Source organism: Mucilaginibacter aureus, from assembly GCF_053514885.1.
The window spans coordinates 50,386-70,408 of record NZ_CP170601.1 but is presented as its reverse complement, the minus strand read 5'-3'; the positions used below and the strand labels follow the sequence as shown (position 1 = coordinate 70,408).

The 20,023-nt window shown below is 44.0% G+C and carries 18 protein-coding genes; 6 read left to right on the top strand and 12 right to left on the bottom strand.

Translation table 11 applies throughout. The features are described 5' to 3' along the window. Positions 1-10: 10 nt before the first annotated feature. Both ACFGVR_RS00250 and ACFGVR_RS00245 read left to right on the top strand, forming a co-directional pair. Positions 11-334 carry a nucleotidyltransferase family protein gene (locus ACFGVR_RS00250; protein ID WP_448700281.1) on the top strand — a complete coding sequence of 108 codons (324 nt, stop codon included), beginning with the start codon at positions 11-13 and terminating at the stop codon, positions 332-334. Next, positions 327-671: a HepT-like ribonuclease domain-containing protein gene (locus ACFGVR_RS00245; protein ID WP_448700280.1), complete on the top strand. Its 345-nt coding sequence runs from the start codon at positions 327-329 to the stop codon at positions 669-671. Before ACFGVR_RS00250 ends, ACFGVR_RS00245 begins: the two co-directional genes overlap by 8 nt. A 2-nt stretch (positions 672-673) precedes the next feature. On the opposite strand, the gene can is transcribed toward ACFGVR_RS00245, so the two are convergent. After that, entirely contained in the window at positions 674-1,339 is a 666-nt protein-coding gene (gene can / locus ACFGVR_RS00240; RefSeq protein WP_448700279.1) for a carbonate dehydratase, read from the bottom strand. A gap of 21 nt (positions 1,340-1,360) precedes the next feature. After that, positions 1,361-2,104, bottom strand: a complete 744-nt coding sequence (locus ACFGVR_RS00235; RefSeq protein WP_448700278.1) for a YoaK family protein — start codon at positions 2,102-2,104, stop codon at positions 1,361-1,363. A 124-nt stretch (positions 2,105-2,228) separates the two neighbouring features. Between ACFGVR_RS00235 and ACFGVR_RS00230 the strand changes: the two genes are divergently transcribed. Both ACFGVR_RS00230 and ACFGVR_RS00225 read left to right on the top strand, forming a co-directional pair. Next, the gene (locus ACFGVR_RS00230) at positions 2,229-3,770 is read left to right on the top strand and encodes an acyl-CoA carboxylase subunit beta (protein WP_448700277.1); all 1,542 of its coding nucleotides are present in this window, start codon (positions 2,229-2,231) and stop codon (positions 3,768-3,770) included. A 95-nt stretch (positions 3,771-3,865) separates the two neighbouring features. After that, the gene (locus ACFGVR_RS00225) at positions 3,866-4,291 is read left to right on the top strand and encodes an endonuclease domain-containing protein (RefSeq protein ID WP_448700276.1); all 426 of its coding nucleotides are present in this window, start codon (positions 3,866-3,868) and stop codon (positions 4,289-4,291) included. Positions 4,292-4,377: 86 nt separating this feature from the next. On the opposite strand, the gene ACFGVR_RS00220 is transcribed toward ACFGVR_RS00225, so the two are convergent. Together ACFGVR_RS00220 and rlmH are read right to left on the bottom strand one after the other, a co-directional pair. Beyond that, positions 4,378-5,313, bottom strand: coding sequence for a cation diffusion facilitator family transporter (locus ACFGVR_RS00220; protein WP_448700275.1), 936 nt, complete (start codon positions 5,311-5,313; stop codon positions 4,378-4,380). A 52-nt stretch (positions 5,314-5,365) separates the two neighbouring features. Continuing rightward, complete coding sequence (rlmH, locus tag ACFGVR_RS00215; RefSeq protein WP_448700273.1) at positions 5,366-5,839, bottom strand: 23S rRNA (pseudouridine(1915)-N(3))-methyltransferase RlmH; 474 nt, start codon at positions 5,837-5,839, stop codon at positions 5,366-5,368. A 65-nt stretch (positions 5,840-5,904) separates the two neighbouring features. Here rlmH and ACFGVR_RS00210 point away from each other — a divergent pair, with 65 nt between their 5' ends. Then, positions 5,905-7,719, top strand: coding sequence for a MutS-related protein (locus ACFGVR_RS00210; protein ID WP_448700272.1), 1,815 nt, complete (start codon positions 5,905-5,907; stop codon positions 7,717-7,719). Here ACFGVR_RS00210 and ACFGVR_RS00205 read toward each other — a convergent pair. The 5 genes from ACFGVR_RS00205 to ACFGVR_RS00185 form a co-directional block, all read right to left on the bottom strand. Further along, the gene (locus ACFGVR_RS00205) at positions 7,716-10,196 is read right to left on the bottom strand and encodes a PKD domain-containing protein (RefSeq protein ID WP_448700271.1); all 2,481 of its coding nucleotides are present in this window, start codon (positions 10,194-10,196) and stop codon (positions 7,716-7,718) included. The genes ACFGVR_RS00210 and ACFGVR_RS00205 overlap by 4 nt on opposite strands. A gap of 191 nt (positions 10,197-10,387) precedes the next feature. Beyond that, positions 10,388-11,392 carry a recombinase RecA gene (recA, locus tag ACFGVR_RS00200; RefSeq protein WP_448700269.1) on the bottom strand — a complete coding sequence of 335 codons (1,005 nt, stop codon included), beginning with the start codon at positions 11,390-11,392 and terminating at the stop codon, positions 10,388-10,390. A gap of 108 nt (positions 11,393-11,500) precedes the next feature. Continuing rightward, positions 11,501-12,262, bottom strand: a complete 762-nt coding sequence (gene nth, locus ACFGVR_RS00195) for an endonuclease III (RefSeq protein ID WP_448700267.1) — start codon at positions 12,260-12,262, stop codon at positions 11,501-11,503. Between the two features lie 35 nt (positions 12,263-12,297). After that, a complete protein-coding gene (locus ACFGVR_RS00190) occupies positions 12,298-12,501 on the bottom strand; it encodes a hypothetical protein (protein ID WP_448700265.1) in 204 nt (67 codons plus the stop codon). A 303-nt stretch (positions 12,502-12,804) separates the two neighbouring features. Beyond that, complete coding sequence (locus ACFGVR_RS00185) at positions 12,805-13,389, bottom strand: RNA polymerase sigma factor (protein WP_448700264.1); 585 nt, start codon at positions 13,387-13,389, stop codon at positions 12,805-12,807. A 246-nt stretch (positions 13,390-13,635) separates the two neighbouring features. Between ACFGVR_RS00185 and uvrA the strand changes: the two genes are divergently transcribed. After that, on the top strand, positions 13,636-16,452 hold the full coding sequence (uvrA, locus tag ACFGVR_RS00180) for an excinuclease ABC subunit UvrA (protein ID WP_448700263.1): 2,817 nt from the start codon (positions 13,636-13,638) through the stop codon (positions 16,450-16,452). Positions 16,453-16,524: 72 nt separating this feature from the next. On the opposite strand, the gene ACFGVR_RS00175 is transcribed toward uvrA, so the two are convergent. From ACFGVR_RS00175 to ACFGVR_RS00165, 3 genes are all read right to left on the bottom strand, one after another. Next, complete coding sequence (locus ACFGVR_RS00175; protein WP_448700262.1) at positions 16,525-17,772, bottom strand: oligogalacturonate lyase family protein; 1,248 nt, start codon at positions 17,770-17,772, stop codon at positions 16,525-16,527. Between the two features lie 24 nt (positions 17,773-17,796). Further along, positions 17,797-18,543 carry a polysaccharide deacetylase family protein gene (locus ACFGVR_RS00170; protein ID WP_448700261.1) on the bottom strand — a complete coding sequence of 249 codons (747 nt, stop codon included), beginning with the start codon at positions 18,541-18,543 and terminating at the stop codon, positions 17,797-17,799. A gap of 87 nt (positions 18,544-18,630) precedes the next feature. Continuing rightward, positions 18,631-19,983: a rhamnogalacturonan acetylesterase gene (locus tag ACFGVR_RS00165; protein WP_448700259.1), complete on the bottom strand. Its 1,353-nt coding sequence runs from the start codon at positions 19,981-19,983 to the stop codon at positions 18,631-18,633. Positions 19,984-20,023 lie beyond the last annotated feature (40 nt).

Below are 20,023 nucleotides of genomic sequence, written 5' to 3'. Positions count from 1 at the left end.
TTTTTATTTAATGCACATTTCAGAAATTCATATATTTGTTATTATGCTCGATCTGAATAAAGTAAGAAACATATTGAATCGGTTTAAACCGCTACTGATACAAAAATATCCTATAGCTTCTATTGGGTTGTTTGGCTCAGTTGTGCGAGATGATTTTAATAACAATAGCGATATTGATATTATTATAGATTTTAATCGCCCAATCGGTATCGAGTTTATATCATTAGCCGACGAACTCGAAAAGGAGTTAAACCACAAAGTAGATCTGGTTTCGAAAGCAGGAATAAAATTAAAGTATTTTAAACAAATTGAGCCCGAGATAATCTATGTCTAAACGTCAGCCGAAACTTCTTTTAGAAGATATTCTTGAAAGTGCTGAAAAGATTATTGCCTACACTTATAACTTAAGTTACGATGATTTTGTTACCGATAGTAAAACCATCGATGCAGTTGTAAGAAACTTTGAGATAATAGGAGAAGCGGCCATCCGCTTGCCGGATGAGTTTAAAGATGAACACATTCATATAGATTGGCATAAACTACGCGGGCTTCGAAACCGTATCGTTCACCACTATTTCGGTATAGATTACAGTATTATCTGGTCGATTAAAGAAAGCTTCTTAGAAGATCTGATTATCCATATTAAAGAATTACTGGATATTATTAATTGATCTTACTTAAACTTAAACACCTCGTCAATATTTTTATTATTGCTGAAGCTCACCTTCAAATCATTAATAAAGCCGGTGTTCAATGTATAAACCCAGCCATGCACCTGCAGGTTTTTGCCGTTCTTCCAGGCTTTTTGTACTATGGATGTGGCAGTAAGGTTGTTCACGTTTTCAATTACGTTCAGCTCCACCAGGCGGTCGGTTTTTTGCTTTTCATCGGTAATAGCGTCCAGTTCAGCAGCGTGTAAGCGATATACGTCTTTAATATGGCGCAACCAGTTGTCAACAATGCCATTTTCGTCGTTACCCAAAGCAGCTATTACACCGCCGCAGCCGTAATGGCCGCAAACTATCACGTGTTGTACCTCTAAAATATTTACCGCATAATCTAATACCGAAAGCATGTTCATATCCGAGTGTACCACCATGTTGGCAATGTTGCGGTGCACAAATACCTCGCCCGGTTTGGTATGGGTGATCTGGTTGGCTGGTACGCGGCTATCGGCACAGCCAATCCATAAAACCGGTGGCTTTTGGCCCCGCGCCAAATTTTCAAAATATTGTGGATCACGCTCAAGCGTTTCTTTAACAAAAGTGCGGTTGCCCGCTAACAGTTGTTCGTAAAGGGAAAGTTCGGATGGGAAGTTTTCATCTTTTGTGGCGCACATGGTATGATGGGTTAAGATAAGTTATTTTGATTGTGTATCTGGCGCGAAGTTACTGCCTAAATTGTTAAAACCAACATCCCATAGGTCATAAAGCAATATACCGAGCAATACTACCGGCACAAAATAAAAGAGTTTAAAATTGATAACCTCGAAAAAGAACCCTCCGGCTACCGCACCCAAAAAATAAAACAGCAGTACGGTTAACCTTACCACGATCCTGTTCTTTACCATTTCCGTTTTACCTGTACGCGGGTGCAACCATTCGGCAATATCGGCGCCCACATCGGTAAATAAACCGGTTAAGTGTGATGATTTGATCAACCCGCCCGATATGGTCGACACTAAACTGTTTTGCAAACCCATCGAGAATAACATGGCGCCGATGATCACGTCGCGCTCAGTATCGCTGCCGGTAAAAAAGTGATTACCATAAATAGCTACAAAAAGCAAGATCACCATTTCGGCAATAATAGGCATGGCATGGGCCAGGTATAAACTCCTTCGTTCAAACGATCGTACCAAAAAGTGCGACACAAATGCACCTATAAAAAACATCAGCAGCCAAATAAACACCGTAATCACTTCCTCAATATCCTTGGCGCTTACCTTGCGTGCCAGTAAAGCAACATGTCCCGTTATGTTGGTGGTAAAGGCTAAAAACGCAATTACACCCGCCACGTTGATCACCCCGGCAACCAGCGCGGTTGATGATGCCAGCAGCAGGTTGGCCTTGAGTGTGCGGTTATCTTTCGCTTGTGCCAGCATAGTTTTTAATAGGTAAATGGTAATCCAAAAATAACATTATACTACCAACTATTCACCACTCCTTATTCACCATTCATTATTTAATTCATATTTTTAACCCCATAACCATTATAAAACCATTACTGTGGATAAAAAACTGGATACCTTAAGGCAAAAACAAGAACAGGCATATTTAGGCGGCGGCCAGGCGCGGATAGCTGGTCAGCATAAAAAAGGCAAATTAACTGCCCGTGAGCGTTTACATTTTTTATTGGATGAAGGCTCTTTCCAGGAGATCGGGATGCTGGTTTCGCACCGCTCAACCGATTTTGGTATGGAAAAAGAAAAATATCCCGGTGATGGTGTAGTTACCGGTTATGGCACTATCAACGGCAAACTGGTTTATGTGTTCTCGCAGGATTTTACCGTTTTTGGTGGTTCGCTATCCGAAACTCATGCCGAAAAGATCTGTAAAATAATGGATCTGGCTATGAAAAACGGCGCACCTGTTATTGGTTTGAACGATTCGGGAGGTGCCCGCATCCAGGAAGGTGTAGTATCCCTGGGTGGTTATGCCGATATATTTTACCGTAATACCATGGCCAGCGGTGTCATTCCGCAAATATCTGCCATTATGGGCCCGTGCGCGGGTGGTGCTGTATATTCGCCTGCCATTACCGATTTTATTTTGATGGTTGAGCACACCTCATACATGTTTGTTACCGGCCCCAATGTGGTAAAAACTGTAACGCATGAGATCGTAACGTCCGAAGAACTGGGCGGTGCGCATACGCATGCCAGCAAATCGGGCGTAACGCATTTTGCCTGCGCTAACGAGATCGCTGCAATACAGCATATCAAAAAATTGCTGAGCTACATGCCTCAAAACTGTGAAGAAAAAGCACCTGCTTTGCCTTATGAGGCCGGAGATGAAAAGCGTGCAAAACTGAACGATATCCTGCCCGAAAATGTATCGCAACCGTATGATATCCGCGAGGTAATAGATGAGGTGATAGACGAGGGCAGTTTTTTAGAAGTACATAAAGATTACGCCGAGAATATCGTAGTTGGGTTTGCGCGATTAGCGGGCCGCAGCATCGGCATCGTTGCTAATCAGCCTGCATTTTTAGCCGGTGTGCTGGATATCAACTCGTCAAAAAAAGGGGCGAGGTTTATCCGCTTTTGCGATTGCTTTAATATCCCGTTGCTGGTGTTTGAGGATGTGCCCGGGTTTTTACCAGGTACCGACCAGGAGTGGAACGCCATCATCACCAACGGCGCTAAACTACTCTACGCCTTTAGCGAGGCTACCGTGCCGCGTGTAACCGTGATCACCCGTAAGGCCTACGGTGGTGCTTACGATGTAATGAACTCGAAGCACATTGGTGCCGATATGAACTATGCCTGGCCAAGTGCCGAAATTGCGGTAATGGGCGCCAAAGGCGCTGCCGAGATCATTTTTAAACGTGAGATTACCAGCGCACCCGACCCGGAAGCTAAATGGAAAGAAATGGAGCAACAATATGCCGATATCTTCGCCAACCCATACCGCGCCGCCGAGCGTGGCTTTATCGACGAAGTGATCGAACCCGCCGATACCCGCACTAAATTAATTCAGGCCTTTAAAATGTTAGAAAACAAGGTGGTGAATAACCCAAGAAAAAAACACGGGAATATTCCTTTGTAAGCCCAAAAAGCTGGGGCAAGAGCGATTCCCTCCCTTGGGAGGGCGGAGGGAGGGGTTTCTAAAATATACAGGTCAAAGCGATTCCTAAAGAATATATGGCTAAGATTATTCCTTACAATCCCCAATTAAAAGTACTCGCCCGCAAACTCCGTAAAGAGATGACTTTCGGTGAAGTGCTGCTTTGGAATGAATTGAAATCAGATAAGTTTTGGGGTTTTGATTTTGATCGTCAAAGATGCATTGATAATTATATAGTCGATTTTTATTGTAGAGAATTGACTTTGGCTATCGAAATTGATGGGATATCACACAACAGTGAAGAAGTATTAATAAAAGATGAAACTCGCCAATTAAAACTGGAGAGTTTAGGCGTAAAGTTCCTTCGCTTTACTGAAGCCGAAGTTAAATATGATATGATAAACGTACTCCGGACATTGGGAGATACAGTTTTATCAATAGTTAAAAAGGAGCCGGATATTAAACTACCGAAGGGATTCGATCGTGCTTTGTTGAATGCATAGTTTAACCCCTCCCTGCCTCTACACATCCCAACGCACCCCTCCCAATGGGAGGGAATTGAAGAAGTAAGGTGTTTTTGACTTTTGAATTAGCACTCCACCTGCGCGCACTTATCTGTGCTTAGTTCAGGCTCAAAGGTACTGTGGTTAATTTCCAGGTGTTCCAGGCGGTGGCGCAGGTCGTGCTTCATGGCATCAAACGTTGATATGTAATCTTCGTTGATCACCAGGTGAGCGGTTAGTGCATTTTCGGTAGTGCTCAGGGCCCAAACATGCATGTGGTGCACATCGGTAACGCCTTTAACTTTCAGCAGTTCGGCTTTTATTTTGGCCAGGTCCATTTCTTTGGGCACACCATCCAGCGCCAAACGTAAGCTATCCTGCAATAGGCTCCAGGTACCTTTCAAAATAACTATCGCGATGATCAGGCTCACTACGCTGTCTATCCAATACAAATGGGTAAAGTAAATGATCAAGCCAGATATAACCACACCCAGCGATACAATTGCGTCAACCATCATGTGCAGATAGGCGCCTTTAGCGTTCAGTTCTTTTTTGCCGTCTTTATCGCGGGTAAACAGCCATGCGGTAAAACCATTAACAGCAATACCAACAAAGGCCACCCAGGCCATGGTATCGCCTGCAATAGCTGGCGCAGGGTTAATAAAACGTGTAATGGCTTCATAAACAATAAAACCAATGCCCACTATCAGTATAAAAGCGTTAAGCAACGATACAATGATGGTTGAGCTTTTATACCCATAAGTATATTGCTTGTTTGCTGCTACCTTGGTGAGCTTAAATGCCAGCATGGCAAGTGCCAAACTTGCTACATCGCTCAGGTTATGGCCTGCATCGGTTAATAAGGATAACGAATGGGTAATGATACCGGTTATCACTTCGATAATAACAAAGGCCGAGTTTAATATGATGCCGATAACAAATGCCGTATTGATATGATCAATTTTTGGCGCGTGATCGTGGTGGTGATGACCGTGATGGTCGTGGCTGTGATCGTGACCCATGGCGCAAAGATAACGCTTTGGGTATTAAAACCGTATTAATTGTGTATCAATGTTATTGATGATGATAAGGTTCGCCCTTTAAAATGGTGAACGCCCGGTAAACCTGTTCCACAAAAAACAGGCGCACCATCTGGTGCGAAAACGTCATCCGCGAAAGCGATAATTTATCATTGGCGCGCTTATAAACGGCATCATCAAAACCATAGGGCCCTCCGATAATAAACACCAGGTTTTGTACCGATGCGATCATTTTTTTATTCAGCATAGCCGAAAACTGCACCGAGTTTAGCTCCGATCCGCGTTCATCCAATAAGATAATATGATCTGTTGTTGCGGTGTTTTTAAAGATCAGCTCGGCCTCTTTAACTTTTTGCTGCTCCTGGCTCAGGGCTTTTGTGTTCTTTAACTCCGGAACTTCGACAATCTCAAATTTGATATAATGCTTCAACCGCAACAGGTATTTGTCTATACCATTTTTCAAATAGCTATCTTCAGTTTTGCCGATCGTGAGCAGTGTTATCTTCATAATTAAAAAACAAAAGAACGAATATTTGAGAATAAGCGCTCAAATTTCAATTAATTTGCCTTTAAATGAACACGATTCTTCAAAATTACCATGAGCGTGCAGCTGCCGCACAGCAGCAGGCCGACTATTATAAAAAACAGGCCAACATTTATTCGCTGAGTCGTTTAGGTGCTTTTGTATTATTGATCATTGTGATCGTGATAGCCGCTATTGATGTAAACTATGAATTATTAAGCGCTGCCATATTGCTGTTTATTTTGATTTTTGGCTGGCTGGTTACACAACAAAACAAGCACGAGGCACAGTTTTTATTTTACCAAAATCTTAAAAGGGTTAATCAAAACGAGATCGACAGCATCACTGATCGTGGTAATATTTATAACAATGGCGCCGCTTTCGCTGATGAAAAGCATCACTACACTTCCGATCTGGATATTTTTGGCCATGCATCTTTGTTCAGTCTGGTAAACCGGGGCGCCACAACTCCGGGAAATGCTAAATTGGCCGAATGGCTTAATGCACCATCGCAAAAACAAAATATATTGCAGAGGCAGGAAGCTGTAAAAGAGTTGGCCGCCAAAAACGATTGGAAACTAACTTTACAGGCCAATTTGTTATTTGCCTTAAAGCAGGATAAAGATCAGTTGAAATTACTGTTCGCCTACCTGCGCCTGCCCATTGTTATTCCCAACGAAAAACTACTGGTAACTTACATTAAGCTATCGCCCTGGCTGGTTGCTGCAAGTTTTATTGCCTCTGTTTTTTACTATAACGCCATTTATTTAGCGGCTGCTGTTGCGGCAGTAAACCTGCGTATTGTGGCAAAAAACAGTGAACAGGTTGATAAAGCCGACCTGTTAGCCGGCAAAATAGGGAAGGAGCTTGGCAACTTTGCCGTGGTCTTTAAGCAACTGGAAGAAGAGGAGTTTGCATCTGATTACTGTAAAGCTGTTGCCGATAAAATTAAGAACCAGCAAAACGGTTCGGTATCCACTAATATCAGGACCTTGTCAAAGCTGATCAATAATTTAAATGCCCGCATGAATATGGTGATGGGCGTTATCCTCAATGCGTTGTTTGTGTGGAACGTTAAACAGGTTATCGCTATCGAAAACTGGAAACGCAACAATCATCAAAGTTTGGAAATCGCTTTTGATGCCATCGGCGAGTTTGAGGCTTTATTAGGTTTAAGCAGTTTGGCTATCAATTACCCCGATTGGTGCTGGCCTGAAATTGCCAGGGGCGAAGGTTATACCTTATCCGCGCAAAGCATAGCACATCCACTTATCAATAGCAATAGCCGTGTTGATAATGATTTTGAACTGAATGATGAGCTGAAGATCGATATCATCACCGGATCGAATATGGCCGGTAAAAGTACATTTTTGCGCACCCTGGGTATTAACACCGTACTGGCATTATGCGGCGCACCTGCTTGTGCCCAAAAAATGCACGTATCGGTAATTACCATCATCAGCTATATGCGTATTAAAGATTCGCTGAACGAAAGCACTTCCACATTTAAAGCCGAACTTGATCGCTTGCAAATGCTGCTGGCCGCTGTTGGTAGCAATGAAAAAGTATATTTTTTAATTGACGAAATGCTGCGCGGCACCAACTCAGTTGATAAATACAAGGGCTCAAAAGCCGTGATAGAGCAACTCATTAAAAAGAAGGGCGTTGGGCTTGTTGCCACGCACGACTTACAGATTGCACAATTAGAGCAAAAGTATCCGGATTATATCCGCAATTTTTATTTTGATATCCAGGTGGTTGATGGCGAAATGCTGTTTGATTACAAAATTAAACACGGCGAATGCAAAACCTTTAACGCATCGCTGTTGCTCAAACAAATAGGTATTGATGTGGATGCCGTTTAACGCAATACCGTAACATAGCCCGATTCTTTTATCGGGTCATCATTCAGGCTCACTGCATCTATAACATAGTAATAAGTGCCAATGGGTACAGGGCGCCCCTGGTAAGTACCGGCCCAGGCATTGGTAATGTCATAACCATCATAAAGTTTCGCGCCAAACCTGTTAAATATGCTGATGTGGTAGGTTTTTAAACTCGTTATCTTAACGTTAAACACATCATTAACACCATCATCGTTAGGAGTAAAGGTATTGGGGATAAATATCACCACCAGGTAGCGCAATATCAGTTTACCCTTGCTTACATTGTTGGTGCATTGCCCACGGCTGGTGGCAGTTAACGTAACCGTAAAACTGCCTTTACTGTTGTAGGTGTGTACCGGGTTAACCGCTGTTGAGGTACTGCCATCACCAAAATTCCACAAATAACTATCTGCCAGGGTTGAGGTATTGGTAAACGATACTGTAGTAGGTACCGGTAGTATAGCTGACGATATAGGCGGGTTTACAGTAAATGAAGCGATAGGTATCGGAATGATCTGTGTCGGATCGATTAGGATCGATCCGGCATCACTTGAGCACACGCCGACTGTTACAACCAGGTTGTAAGTTCCGGCCGCTGCAACTGTGGCTGGTATTTTGACGGTAGCCGATGCGGAAGTAAACCCGTTTGGTCCCGTCCATAAATAGCTGTCGGCTGTTGCTGTAGTGCTCAACCTGATGGTATCGCCTACGCAAACCGCCCCATTAGAGGCAATAACAGGTATAGCTGGTTTTTGAGGTACATTAAGTGTTTGCGAAAGCGTGGTAACACAGCCGGTCATTCCTGTTGCGGTTAAAGTAACGGTTTTTTGTCCGTAGCTACTATAGGTTACATTTACAGTATTTGCATTGATCACCGTTGGTGGATTGGCGCCCACGCCGTAATCCCATTGCAGGGTAGCATAATCGGTGGAGTTATTGGTAATATTAAAGCTTTGTTGCGGCGAGCAAAGGTTTACCGGTGTGATGGTAAAGTTATCCACCGGTTTTTGCCCCACCTTTACCAAAATAACCTGGGCCGTATCGCTGGTGCACCCAAACTCGGTAACACTTAATACATAGGCACCCGCCATGTTGTATGATGTTATGGGCAGCCGGATGGTGTTTGCCGAACTGTTAAAATTGTTTGGCCCTGTCCACTGATAAGTATAATTTGGCTTGATCGGGGTACTTAAAGTGATCGTATCCAACAGGCAGTATTGTGTGCTTATTTTACTCACAGGGGGTTTGGCCGGCGTTACGCCAACTATAAAAGTGGTATCGGCAACGGTAGTACAGCCCTGGCCGCCCAGGGCAAGTAAAACAGGGGTCTTACTTCCGGTGGTTGAATAGGTTACGTTAAAAGGGCCATTCCCGGTTGCCGTTGCCGGCGATGCGCCCTCGCCAAAACTCCATTGCAAACTTTGATAATTGGCAGATTGGTTAGTAAAAGTAAATATTTGCCCCGCAGTACATGGTGTCCCTCCGGTTACTGTAAATGCAGATGTTGGTCCTTCAAACTCACCTGTTCCACCAAAATCAAGGGTGAAACCGTTATTTCCGTTCGAAAAATTGTTGATCAGCAAAGCATACACGTGCCCCTTAACCATGTCGACCGGTGCATCAAAGCCATTGATATTGGGTCCACAGCCGGGAGGCTCGCTTGTTTTGGTTTCCCCGGCCTTTAACCCGGTTTGGTAATAAATAGGGTTAGGTGCAATACAATCAACCCCACGGCTTGCATCGCAGCGTATGGCATTTGCCACATTTAAGGGCAATGTACCCGCCGGACCAAGATCATACAGCACCCAATCTATATCATCGGCTAAAGGCGCAACTACGGTTGGTGTAATAGTAAAAGTTAAACTCCCGTTATTGGCGGCTGTCCATTTATACCAGGCTGCGTTTGCTTCAATTGAACCGCCACCGCCAACATCGAGGCAGGTGCCTGCCGACTCGCGGTTATTTGCGCCGGCACCGGTAACCCCCGTTTGCGTAAAGCTTGCCTTATTACATAAGATAGATGCAGTAGCATAATCTTGCCCTGCCTGCAAAATTGGGTTATAATTATTAATACATAATTTAAAGGTACCTACATTGCCATTACGGCCATAAACCCTAAAATAGTAAACCTGGCCAATAGTGAGGCCGCCTTTGTAATAAGTAGTAGTAGTAGCGCCATTAGCAACCGAACCAATTGCCGAATTGTAAGGGTTTATGGAAGAGTAAATATCAATTCCGGGCGAATTTAAGGGCGTGGTACCATTACCGGTAACAGTGATGCTTACATCAAATGCGATAGCTGTAAATTTAAACCAAACATCTTTATCGTTAGCGGTAAGCGAAGCGTTTGCACCAACACTGGTATATGCACCATCGGTTGAACAGGCCGAGGTGACATTGGTTAAAATTGTTGCATTCGCAGCATCGTCGTTAGCAGGGGCTTGTGCAAACGACATTATTGAAAAGGCAATAAATAAAAAAAAGAGTATAAATGTTTTCAATACACAGGCAAACATTACTGATATATAATGCTATAACGGTAAAAATACAAAGTTATGTTTTAGCCGCCATCATTATATGTGTAAAACACAAAAACCTCTCAGGAGGTTGCCCGAGAGGTTTTAAATAGGTCGATGTAAATAAATTATTACTTTTCTATGGCTTCACCTGTTACGGCTTCCTTTATCCGGACTTCAAGTTCTTCGGATAATTCAGGGTTATCCAATATCAATTGTTTAACTGCATCGCGGCCCTGGCCCAAACGGGTTTCGCCATAGCTAAACCACGAACCCGATTTTTTAATGATCTCGTACTCAACACCCAGGTCGATGATCTCGCCTGCTTTTGAGATACCCTCGCCAAACATAATATCGAACTCGGCTATGCGGAATGGCGGAGCCACTTTGTTTTTCACGATCTTAACTTTTACGCGGTTACCCGATACTTCGTCGGTATCTTTAATTTGCGATATACGGCGGATATCCAAACGCACCGAAGCATAAAATTTTAAAGCATTACCACCGGTAGTAGTTTCGGGGTTGCCAAACATTACACCAATTTTTTCGCGCAACTGGTTGATGAATATACAGCAGCAACCGGTTTTGCTGATGGTGCCGGTAAGCTTACGTAAGGCTTGCGACATTAAACGAGCTTGTAAACCCATTTTAGAATCACCCATTTCGCCTTCAATTTCGCCTTTTGGCACTAAAGCTGCAACCGAGTCGATCACGATAATATCGATAGCGCCAGAGCGGATCAGGTTATCGGCAATTTCCAAAGCCTGCTCACCATTATCCGGTTGCGAGATCAATAGATTTTCAACATCTACACCCAATTTCTGAGCGTAGTATTTATCAAAAGCATGTTCTGCATCGATAAAAGCAGCAATGCCGCCTTTTTTCTGCGCCTCGGCAATGGCATGGATAGCCAGAGTGGTTTTACCAGATGACTCTGGTCCGTATATTTCAATAACACGGCCTTTAGGCAAACCACCAACACCTAAAGCGATATCCAAACCTAACGAACCTGTCGAAATAACTTCTATCGGCTCAATAGCGGTATCGCCCAGTTTCATGATGGTGCCTTTACCGTATGATTTTTCAAGCTTATCTAAAGTAAGCTGTAATGCTTTTAATTTTTCTACGCTGCTCATTGCTTATATTGTATGATGACAAATATACTAATATTTTTAGAATAACTAATTTTTTTAGTATTTATTTTTATTTTGGTAAAGTAAACATAGCGAAGCTGTGTAAAACCATCAAATATCTTTCTCCACACTGCGTTTTTTGAGTTCTTTACTTATCACATCAAGTTTTTGTTTCTTCTTTTTTAACTCCGCTTTGCGCAGTTCGGCAGCCTCGGCTTTTAATAAATAAGCTTCTGTATGGGTACGTTCGTAGTATTTGCAAAACCACGTTAGCGGGCATATCTCGCATTTTGGGCTGCGTGCCACACAGATATATCGCCCGTGCAGAATAAGCCAGTGATGGGCAATACCGATCACTTCCTGTGGCAAGTATTTCACCAGTTGTTTTTCTACAGCTAATGGGGTAGTGGCATTGGTGGTTAGCCCGATGCGGTTTGATACCCTGAACACGTGCGTATCCACAGCCATGGCAGGCGCATCGTAAATAACCGAGGCAATAACATTAGCGGTTTTGCGGCCAACGCCGGGCATTTTTTGCAGTTCGTTAACTTCTGATGGTACTTCGCCATGAAAAACCTCTACCAGCATTTTAGCCATGCCAACCAAATGTTTGGCCTTATTATTAGGATAGCTTACACTACGGATATAGGTAAATACCTCGTCTGAGTTTGATTCGGCTAATGATTCAGGCGTCGGGTAGCGCTCAAATAAGGCAGGCGTAACCTGGTTGATGCGTTTATCGGTGCACTGTGCCGATAGGATAACGGCGATCAATAATTGAAAAGGGTTACCGTAATGTAACTCGGTAACAGGCGCGGGTTGGTTTTTTGAAAAATAATCTACGAAATGCTGATAACGTTCGGCTTTTAACATAGGCAAATATAACAAGGTAGAATTACCCTGTTATATTATCCGGCATAGTTTCGCGAATAGTGAAGTATGTTATCTATCGTTTCGGCTTTTGGCTTCATCTGTATCTGTTGCAGATCAGCACGTATGGAGTTGTAAAACAACATTTCGTCGGTTCCAACATTCTGTATGGTGGCTTCAGCTTCCTTCATCTCGTTATCGATTGCAGGTGAATTTAAATCATTTGTAAAAAGTTCCATCATAAGCTTTGCAGTTAAATTACAGTACTTAAACGCAAGCTTATTTAAAATATTTTACATATTGTGATTTTTTTTCATCTAAATTTCATCTTCATGTATTATAAGATTTGTTTAAAATGAAAAAATGCGTCAGGAAGGTTGAAATCAACATTTATCAAACGGACAAAATTTCATTTACGTATACGCTATATGAAAAAATTATGAAAAAAAGATGAAAATGTAACGCAAAACAAATCCCCGTAAGGTACGTTTGGGTATTAAACATACTTTACGGGGGCACGTTAGAGTGAACCGTATATCAGGAGCTTAATTTTTTAAGCTGAGTTCTTTATTTTGCATCATTTTACGCAGGTTATTTAAAGCATAGCGCATACGGCCCAGCGCAGTATTAATGCTCACCTCGGTAATGTCGGCAATTTCTTTAAAGCTCATGTCGCCGTAGTGGCGCATAATCAATACCTCTTTTTGCTCAGCAGGTAAAAGCTGTATCAGTGCTTTAAGATCTTTGTAAGTTTGCTCGCGTACCAGGCGGTCCTCAATACTTTCGTCATAGCGGCCCAACACTTCAAAAATGTCAAAGTCGTCGCCGTTGTTGATAACCGGGGTGCGTTTTTCTTTACGGAAATGATCGATCACCAGGTTATGCGCTATACGGATAACCCAGGGTAAAAATTTACCTTCTTCGTTATAACGGCCGGCTTTTAAAGTGTTGATTACTTTGATAAACGCGTCCTGAAAGATATCTTCGGCAAGATATTCGTCTTTAACAAGCAAGTAAATGGATGTATAAATTTTTGACTGGTAACGACGGATCAGCTCTTTTAAGCCTGCCTCGTCACCGGCAACATACAGATGGATCAGATCCTGGTCACTCTTCGATTGAAAATCCATAGAAATACAACTTTAAGTACTAATTGATATACGATTATTATTTAAGTAGAGTTGCTTCTATAGGGACTATATTTTTAGACGATGGATTAACTTGATTCAAATGAAATAATAATTTGACAAAAAACAAAGAATAAAATTTATAATTCTGGTTTCATCACAGCATTAAAGCTATATTTTTGCGCTGCTATCTAAAATTAAGAATTATATTCTCTTAATACGAAAACACACCAAATTTTTTACAAACGGATGAAGAATGACACCGCGATAGATTCGCAAAAAAACATACTGATTAAAGGGGCAAGGGTACATAACCTAAAAAACATGGATGTGGCCATACCTAAAAACAAGTTGGTTGTGATCACCGGTATGTCCGGATCGGGTAAATCATCATTGGCCTTTGATACGCTTTACGCCGAAGGACAGCGCCGTTATGTAGAAAGCTTGTCATCATACGCGAGGCAGTTTTTGGGCCGCATGAATAAGCCCGAAGTTGATTATATTAAAGGTATAGCACCGGCCATCGCTATTGAGCAAAAAGTAATTACCTCAAACCCGCGGTCAACCGTAGGTACTTCTACCGAGATCTACGATTACCTGAAACTGCTTTTCAGCCGTATAGGTAAAACCATATCGCCGGTATCGGGCAACGTGGTAAAAAAAGATACGGTTACCGATGTGGTAAATTTTGTGGGCGGTTTGCCCGATGAAACTACGGTTACTATTTTATGCCCGCTGCATCCGCACAACAACCGCAGTGCTAAAGAAGAACTGGCTGTTTTAATGCAAAAAGGTTTTGTACGCGTGGAGTACTTAGGTGCGCTTTCGCGGATAGAGAACCTGCTGGAAGATGATTCGATAAAGGATGACTCGCTGGAAGGCGGCGGGCAGATCCGTATCGTTGTTGACCGCATCAACAAAAATAACGAAGATGAAACTTTAAGCCGGGTGGCCGATTCGGCGCAAACAGCCTTTTTTGAAGGTAAAGGCGATTGCTTTGTGCGGTACACTACCGAGACCGGCGAAGAGGAACGCTTTTTTTGCGACCGCTTTGAGCTCGACGGGATGCGCTTTGAAGAACCTACAGCCAACTTTTTTAGCTTTAACAATCCATACGGCGCCTGTAAACGTTGCGAAGGTTATGGTAAGATCATCGGTATTGATGAGGACCTGGTTATCCCCGATAAAAGCAAAACCATTTACGAAGGAGCTATTGCCCCGTGGCGCGGCGAAAAGATGCGCGAATGGAACGATAAATTGGTAAAAACTGCCCTCCAGTTCGATTTTCCGATACATCGCCAATACAACCAGCTCACCGAAAAGCAGCAGCAATTGTTATGGAAGGGTAATAAATACTTCCGCGGGTTAGATGAATTTTTTAAGGAGCTTGAAGAGCAAACCTACAAAATACAATACCGGGTTATTTTATCCCGTTATCGTGGTAAAACCAATTGCCCCGATTGCAAGGGCAGCCGCTTGCGCCCGGATGCTGCTTATGTGAAGATTGCAGGTAAATCCATTACCGATATTGTGCTGATGCCGCTGGATAAGGCTTTCGAGTTTTTTCGCGACCTGAAGCTCGACGCGCACGATGAAACTATTGCCAAACGCTTATTATTAGAGATCGTTAACCGCATTGGCTTTTTAAATGATGTTGGTTTGGGTTATTTAACACTGAACCGCTTATCGAACACCTTGTCGGGAGGGGAATCGCAGCGCATTAATCTGGCTACTTCGTTGGGCAGCAGTTTGGTGGGGTCTATTTATGTGCTTGACGAGCCGAGCATTGGCCTGCACCCACGTGATACGCAAAAGCTGATCAAAGTATTGAAATCCTTACGGGATGTGGGCAACACAGTGATCATTGTGGAGCACGAAGAAGAAATTATGCAGGCGGCCGATTACCTGATCGATATCGGCCCCGAGGCAGGTACCAACGGTGGCGAGCTGATATTTGAAGGGACTTATGAAGAAATACTGAAAGATCCGAAAAGTTTAACCGGTAAATACTTAAGCAGGAGGGAAGAGATCGCTATCCCGGCACGCCGCCGCAAATGGAACGACTTTATTGAATTAAAAGGCGCCCGCGAAAACAACCTGAAAAACGTTGACGCCAAATTCCCGATAGGAGTGCTGACCGTAGTAACCGGCGTATCAGGCTCTGGCAAAACCAGTTTGGTAAAACGTATTTTAGCACCTGCCCTGCAAAAGGCATTGGGTAGCTATAATGGCGAGCAAACCGGCAGCTACGATTCCATTGAAGGTGATTACCGTAAAATTGAACAGGTTGAACTGGTTGATCAAAACCCGATAGGACGCTCGTCTCGTTCAAACCCGGTTACCTATGTTAAAGCCTGGGACGAGATCCGTAACCTGTACGCAGCACAACCCGCAGCAAAAGGAACGGGACTAAAGCCATCGGCATTTTCATTTAATGTTGAAGGCGGCCGCTGTGACACCTGCCAGGGCGAAGGCGAGGTAAAGATAGAAATGCAGTTTATGGCGGATATCTTCCTGACCTGCGAAAGCTGCGGCGGCAAGCGCTTTAAACAACATGTGCTCGATGTAACCTACAACGAAAAAAATGTCGACGATGTACTGAACATGACCATCGACGAGGCATTGGTTTTCTTTGCTAAAGAGCCGAAGATCATTGCCAAAATAAAACCTTTGGTTGATGTGGGGTTGGGCTATGTGCATTTAGGGCAATCATCAAACACCCTGTCGGGCGGCGAAGCACAGCGTATCAAGCTGGCGTCCTTCCTGGTAAAAGGCAACAATGCGCATAAAACGCTGTTTATATTTGATGAGCCTACAACGGGTCTGCATTTTCATGATATTAAAAAGCTGCTCAAATCATTCGACGCGTTGCTGGATCATGCCAATACCATTATCGTGATAGAACACAATATGGATGTCATTAAATGCGCCGACTGGGTGATCGATATCGGCCCCGAGGGCGGTAACAACGGCGGGAAAGTGGTATTTGAAGGTGTGCCCGAAGATTTGATCAAGAAGAAGGATTCGTATACTGGCAAGTACTTGAAAGAAAGATTCACGAAATAGAGTCAAGAATTAAGAGTCAAGAATCAAGATATGTTGCTTAAAACGTCTTGATTCTTGGCTCTTGATTCTTCTTCAGTGCTTCGCTATCTCCACGGCGTAAACCTGTTCATTATCCACGCCTTCAAAATTAGCACGGAAAATGATCCATTTTTCATCGGGCGAAAAGTGAACGTTAGGTTCCAGTTTATAGTGGTGGTTTTTCATGTTCACCAGTTTTTCTGATTTGAAGCGATCGCCGTTAGGTTTGAACAGGTATATCCATTCGCCATCCAGCGCTTTGGCTACCTGGCCGGGGTCGCCGCCATCGCCGCAAAAGGTTTGCTCGTCTTTAGTCACGTTAAAGTGTATCGACCATTCGTTGCGGTCCATTTCGTACATCCGGTCCTCTTTACCGGTCTTCATATCAAAAGCAGCTAAAAAGAAGGTTTTGCTTTTAGGCTTTTGCAAATCGAACCATTCATGCTGCCCGCCAATGCCGAAGAACTCGTGCCCGGCTATTTCGTTTGGCATGGTACGCACGTGCATCAGGGTGTTTTTTAATGTTTTGATATTGATGTTCCAGATGCGGTCGTTCTTTTCCCAGGGACCTTCGTGGCAATACGATAAAATATCCGGGTCTACAGGCGAGAATAACAGGTGATTTGTCCATTCGTTTTCACGATGAATTTCTTTCAGTTCGCCGGTTTTAACATTCAGCGTGTAAAGGGTATGCTCAATATGGGCATCGTAAATACGATTAAAAAACTGGCTTTTTTCAGGATACTGTTTTAATATTTCGCGCTCCTGCTCGCCGGTTGCTTTAACACAAGCCAGGTAAGTGCCGTCGGCGTTAATCGTGCCCACGCGGCCTTTAAACGCCGGGTCGAAAGCATAAATAAACCTGTTTTTACCTGTGATGGCATTTACCGCCCAAACACTGTCGCCGCTTTGGTAAAAGGCATCGTGGGTTTTAGGGCAAACCATTTCGCCGGCAATATGCGCGTGGTGTGTAAGCTGTTTAACTTCCAGCGTTTTCAGGTTTACGGTAAAAAGCTGGTTGCCCATCTCTTTCGTGGTGCTGCCCGAAAATACCATCAGATCGCCTTCGCTTGCTTTACGCGGAACGAAGCAGTAATTATTAAAATAAAAGCTGCCATTGGTAGTGCCCGGCCTGCGCACCAGGCGAACAACCTTGTGGCCGGTATCCTTATCTATCCATTCATCGGGCATCGCTTTACCGCCCGTTTCCATTACCGGGAGTTGCTGCGCATGTGCGCCAATGGTAAATACCATTTGCAGTCCGCATAAACTGGTGATGACAATTTTTTTAAGACTTTTCATTTTCTGTAAGGTTAGTATAATAGGTTATTTGTTAAACACAGGCTTAATGGCCAGTGCCTTATCCTTGTCGATATATTGTTGCAGGTCGCGCATGGCGATCACTTTGTAATGGTTATCTTTTAAATACCTGAGATACTGCTCAAACAATTCAGGCGGCGTATTTACCCAGGGGTGCGCTTCATCCGGCACACCATGAAGGGTTAATACCACTATTTTGCCGTGGTTGGCTTTAGGTAAAATATCGTACACATCCTTGCTGTTATCGGCAGTGGTTGTTAAGCCCGGCATCAGCAGCGGATTGTCTGTAAGCGGGTCATACGGACGGTTCAAACCTTGTCGTGCAAAAACATATCCGGCGGCTTTTAAAACCGGTAAAGCCCTGAGGCCAACATCATAACCAGGATAGGCAAAGCTTACAGGTTTAGGGATATGATATTGCGCGCACTTATCCTCAATGTATTTTAACTCGGCCACAAAACGGAGGCTATCCATTTTGTTAACGTGTGTATGGTTTTTGGTGTGGTTGCCAATCTCAAAACCCATTTTGTTGAGGGCGGCAATTTGCTCCCAGCTCAGGTATTTGGTTTTGTCGCTAAACGGCGGGGTAGGGAACTCGCATACAAAAAACGTAGCACCAAAACCGTATTTTTTGAGCAAGGGTGCAACTACCGTGTACTGGCTTACAATTGCGTCATCGAAAGTTAAAACAACCAGTTTGTCGGGCACGGGTTTGCGCAATACCTGGGCGTTGGTGATTAGTGGCAGTAGCACGAGCAGTAGAAGTTGTAATTTATTTGTGATCAACCTTTTCATTTGTACTTCTCTTTTACTGCTACTGCCACTTATAACTGCTACTATTTAATTTCCGTCCGGCTTGGCAAACATTGCTGCCTTTAATACCGGGCTTGGCGCGCTTACCGGCAGGTTAAAAGTATTCGGATCATCGGGGTGCGACGGGTCGAACCTGGGTGCATCGATCAAATATTTCTCTAAGCCCAAATGATTGGTGCGGATACCTTCTATCACGCATTTGGCAATCTCGTAGGCACCATAATTGTTAAAATGCGTATTATCCGCCAATGGCTTGCTGCCTTGCCCCGGCCAGGTATTTGCGGGGTAATGTACAAATGCTTTGGTTGATGCCTCTTTACCCAGTGCGTTGTAAAAATCGGCGGTCATGGCATTAACATCTATCATGGCTACACCCTCATCCTGGGCAACCTTGCGCGCTGCAGCAGGGAAATCGCCCAAGGTATTCACCACTTTACCGGTTGTGTCGCTAAAGGCACGGCGACTGGTCGATGTCACCACAACCGGTATCATCCCTTTTGCTTTGGCCTGTTCAATAAAATATTTAAAACTTTCGGTATAGGCTTTCCATGCGCCGGCATTAGGGCCGCGTTCTTTCTGGTCGTTATGGCCGAACTCGATAAACAGATAATCGCCGGGTTTTGCCGTGCTGAGTACTTTATCCAAACGGTGCGAACCTTTGAAACTGGCCAATGTCAGGCCCGATTCGGCATGATCGGCTATAGCCACACCAGGCTTAAAAAAACGCGGGATCATTTGCCCCCAGCTGGCCCAGGGCTCGTCATCCTGGTCAACAACGGTGCTGTTACCGGCCAGGTAAACGGTTACCTGGTCGTCGGCCCTGGCTATTTCAACTGCCGAAACTGCCGGATGGCTGTTGTTAAATTCAAGCGTCAGTTTATCATCCCAATCCAGCTTGGTTAGCTCACGGTCCTTTAAGCCAACTTTGCCGCCACCCTCAATTTGCGGTTTGCGAATGTTAACGATGAAAGTTTTAGTCACAAATTCGCCGGGTTTGGTTTCCACTTTCTCCAGCATTAACCGGCGCGATTCGGCCCTTACCGAGGTAACCGTGGCTTGTTTGGCATCGCCCAGGGTAACGGTTACTTTGTAGTTGCCCTCGGGCACATCTACCGAAAAATAAAAGGGTTTGCTGCCGGTAAGGTTACTGGCTTTCAGCGGGTCTTTGCCGCCGTTGTCTGCTGCATCGGCAGGGTAGCCAAAGTCGAGGCCGTAGCCAAGCTCTTTGGCATAAACAGTTGCCGGGGTTATTGATGTATACCCATCTTTAACTTTCTTCCCCGAGCCCAGCTCAAATTTAAAGTCTGTTTTTTGTGCCGAAGCCGTGCCTGCTGCCAGCAATACCAGTAAGGTAGTTGATAGTTTGTTGAGTTTATTCATGGTTAGTTCTTTTCTCTTTCTACCACGTCATTGCGAGCGG

What these genes read in the sequence shown, in the direction of transcription:
- ACFGVR_RS00250 (WP_448700281.1), top strand. Translation starts at nt 11, where the DNA reads ATGCACATTTCAGAAATTCATATATTTGTTATTATGCTCGATCTGAAT.
- ACFGVR_RS00245 (WP_448700280.1), top strand. Translation starts at nt 327, where the DNA reads ATGTCTAAACGTCAGCCGAAACTTCTTTTAGAAGATATTCTTGAAAGT.
- can (WP_448700279.1), bottom strand. Translation starts at nt 1,339, where the DNA reads ATGTGCGCCACAAAAGATGAAAACTTCCCATCCGAACTTTCCCTTTAC.
- ACFGVR_RS00235 (WP_448700278.1), bottom strand. Translation starts at nt 2,104, where the DNA reads ATGCTGGCACAAGCGAAAGATAACCGCACACTCAAGGCCAACCTGCTG.
- ACFGVR_RS00225 (WP_448700276.1), top strand. Translation starts at nt 3,866, where the DNA reads ATGGCTAAGATTATTCCTTACAATCCCCAATTAAAAGTACTCGCCCGC.
- ACFGVR_RS00220 (WP_448700275.1), bottom strand. Translation starts at nt 5,313, where the DNA reads ATGGGTCACGATCACAGCCACGACCATCACGGTCATCACCACCACGAT.
- rlmH (WP_448700273.1), bottom strand. Translation starts at nt 5,839, where the DNA reads ATGAAGATAACACTGCTCACGATCGGCAAAACTGAAGATAGCTATTTG.
- ACFGVR_RS00210 (WP_448700272.1), top strand. Translation starts at nt 5,905, where the DNA reads ATGAACACGATTCTTCAAAATTACCATGAGCGTGCAGCTGCCGCACAG.
- ACFGVR_RS00205 (WP_448700271.1), bottom strand. Translation starts at nt 10,196, where the DNA reads ATGTCGTTTGCACAAGCCCCTGCTAACGACGATGCTGCGAATGCAACA.
- recA (WP_448700269.1), bottom strand. Translation starts at nt 11,392, where the DNA reads ATGAGCAGCGTAGAAAAATTAAAAGCATTACAGCTTACTTTAGATAAG.
- nth (WP_448700267.1), bottom strand. Translation starts at nt 12,262, where the DNA reads ATGTTAAAAGCCGAACGTTATCAGCATTTCGTAGATTATTTTTCAAAA.
- ACFGVR_RS00190 (WP_448700265.1), bottom strand. Translation starts at nt 12,501, where the DNA reads ATGATGGAACTTTTTACAAATGATTTAAATTCACCTGCAATCGATAAC.
- ACFGVR_RS00185 (WP_448700264.1), bottom strand. Translation starts at nt 13,389, where the DNA reads ATGGATTTTCAATCGAAGAGTGACCAGGATCTGATCCATCTGTATGTT.
- uvrA (WP_448700263.1), top strand. Translation starts at nt 13,636, where the DNA reads ATGAAGAATGACACCGCGATAGATTCGCAAAAAAACATACTGATTAAA.
- ACFGVR_RS00175 (WP_448700262.1), bottom strand. Translation starts at nt 17,772, where the DNA reads ATGAAAAGTCTTAAAAAAATTGTCATCACCAGTTTATGCGGACTGCAA.
- ACFGVR_RS00165 (WP_448700259.1), bottom strand. Translation starts at nt 19,983, where the DNA reads ATGAATAAACTCAACAAACTATCAACTACCTTACTGGTATTGCTGGCA.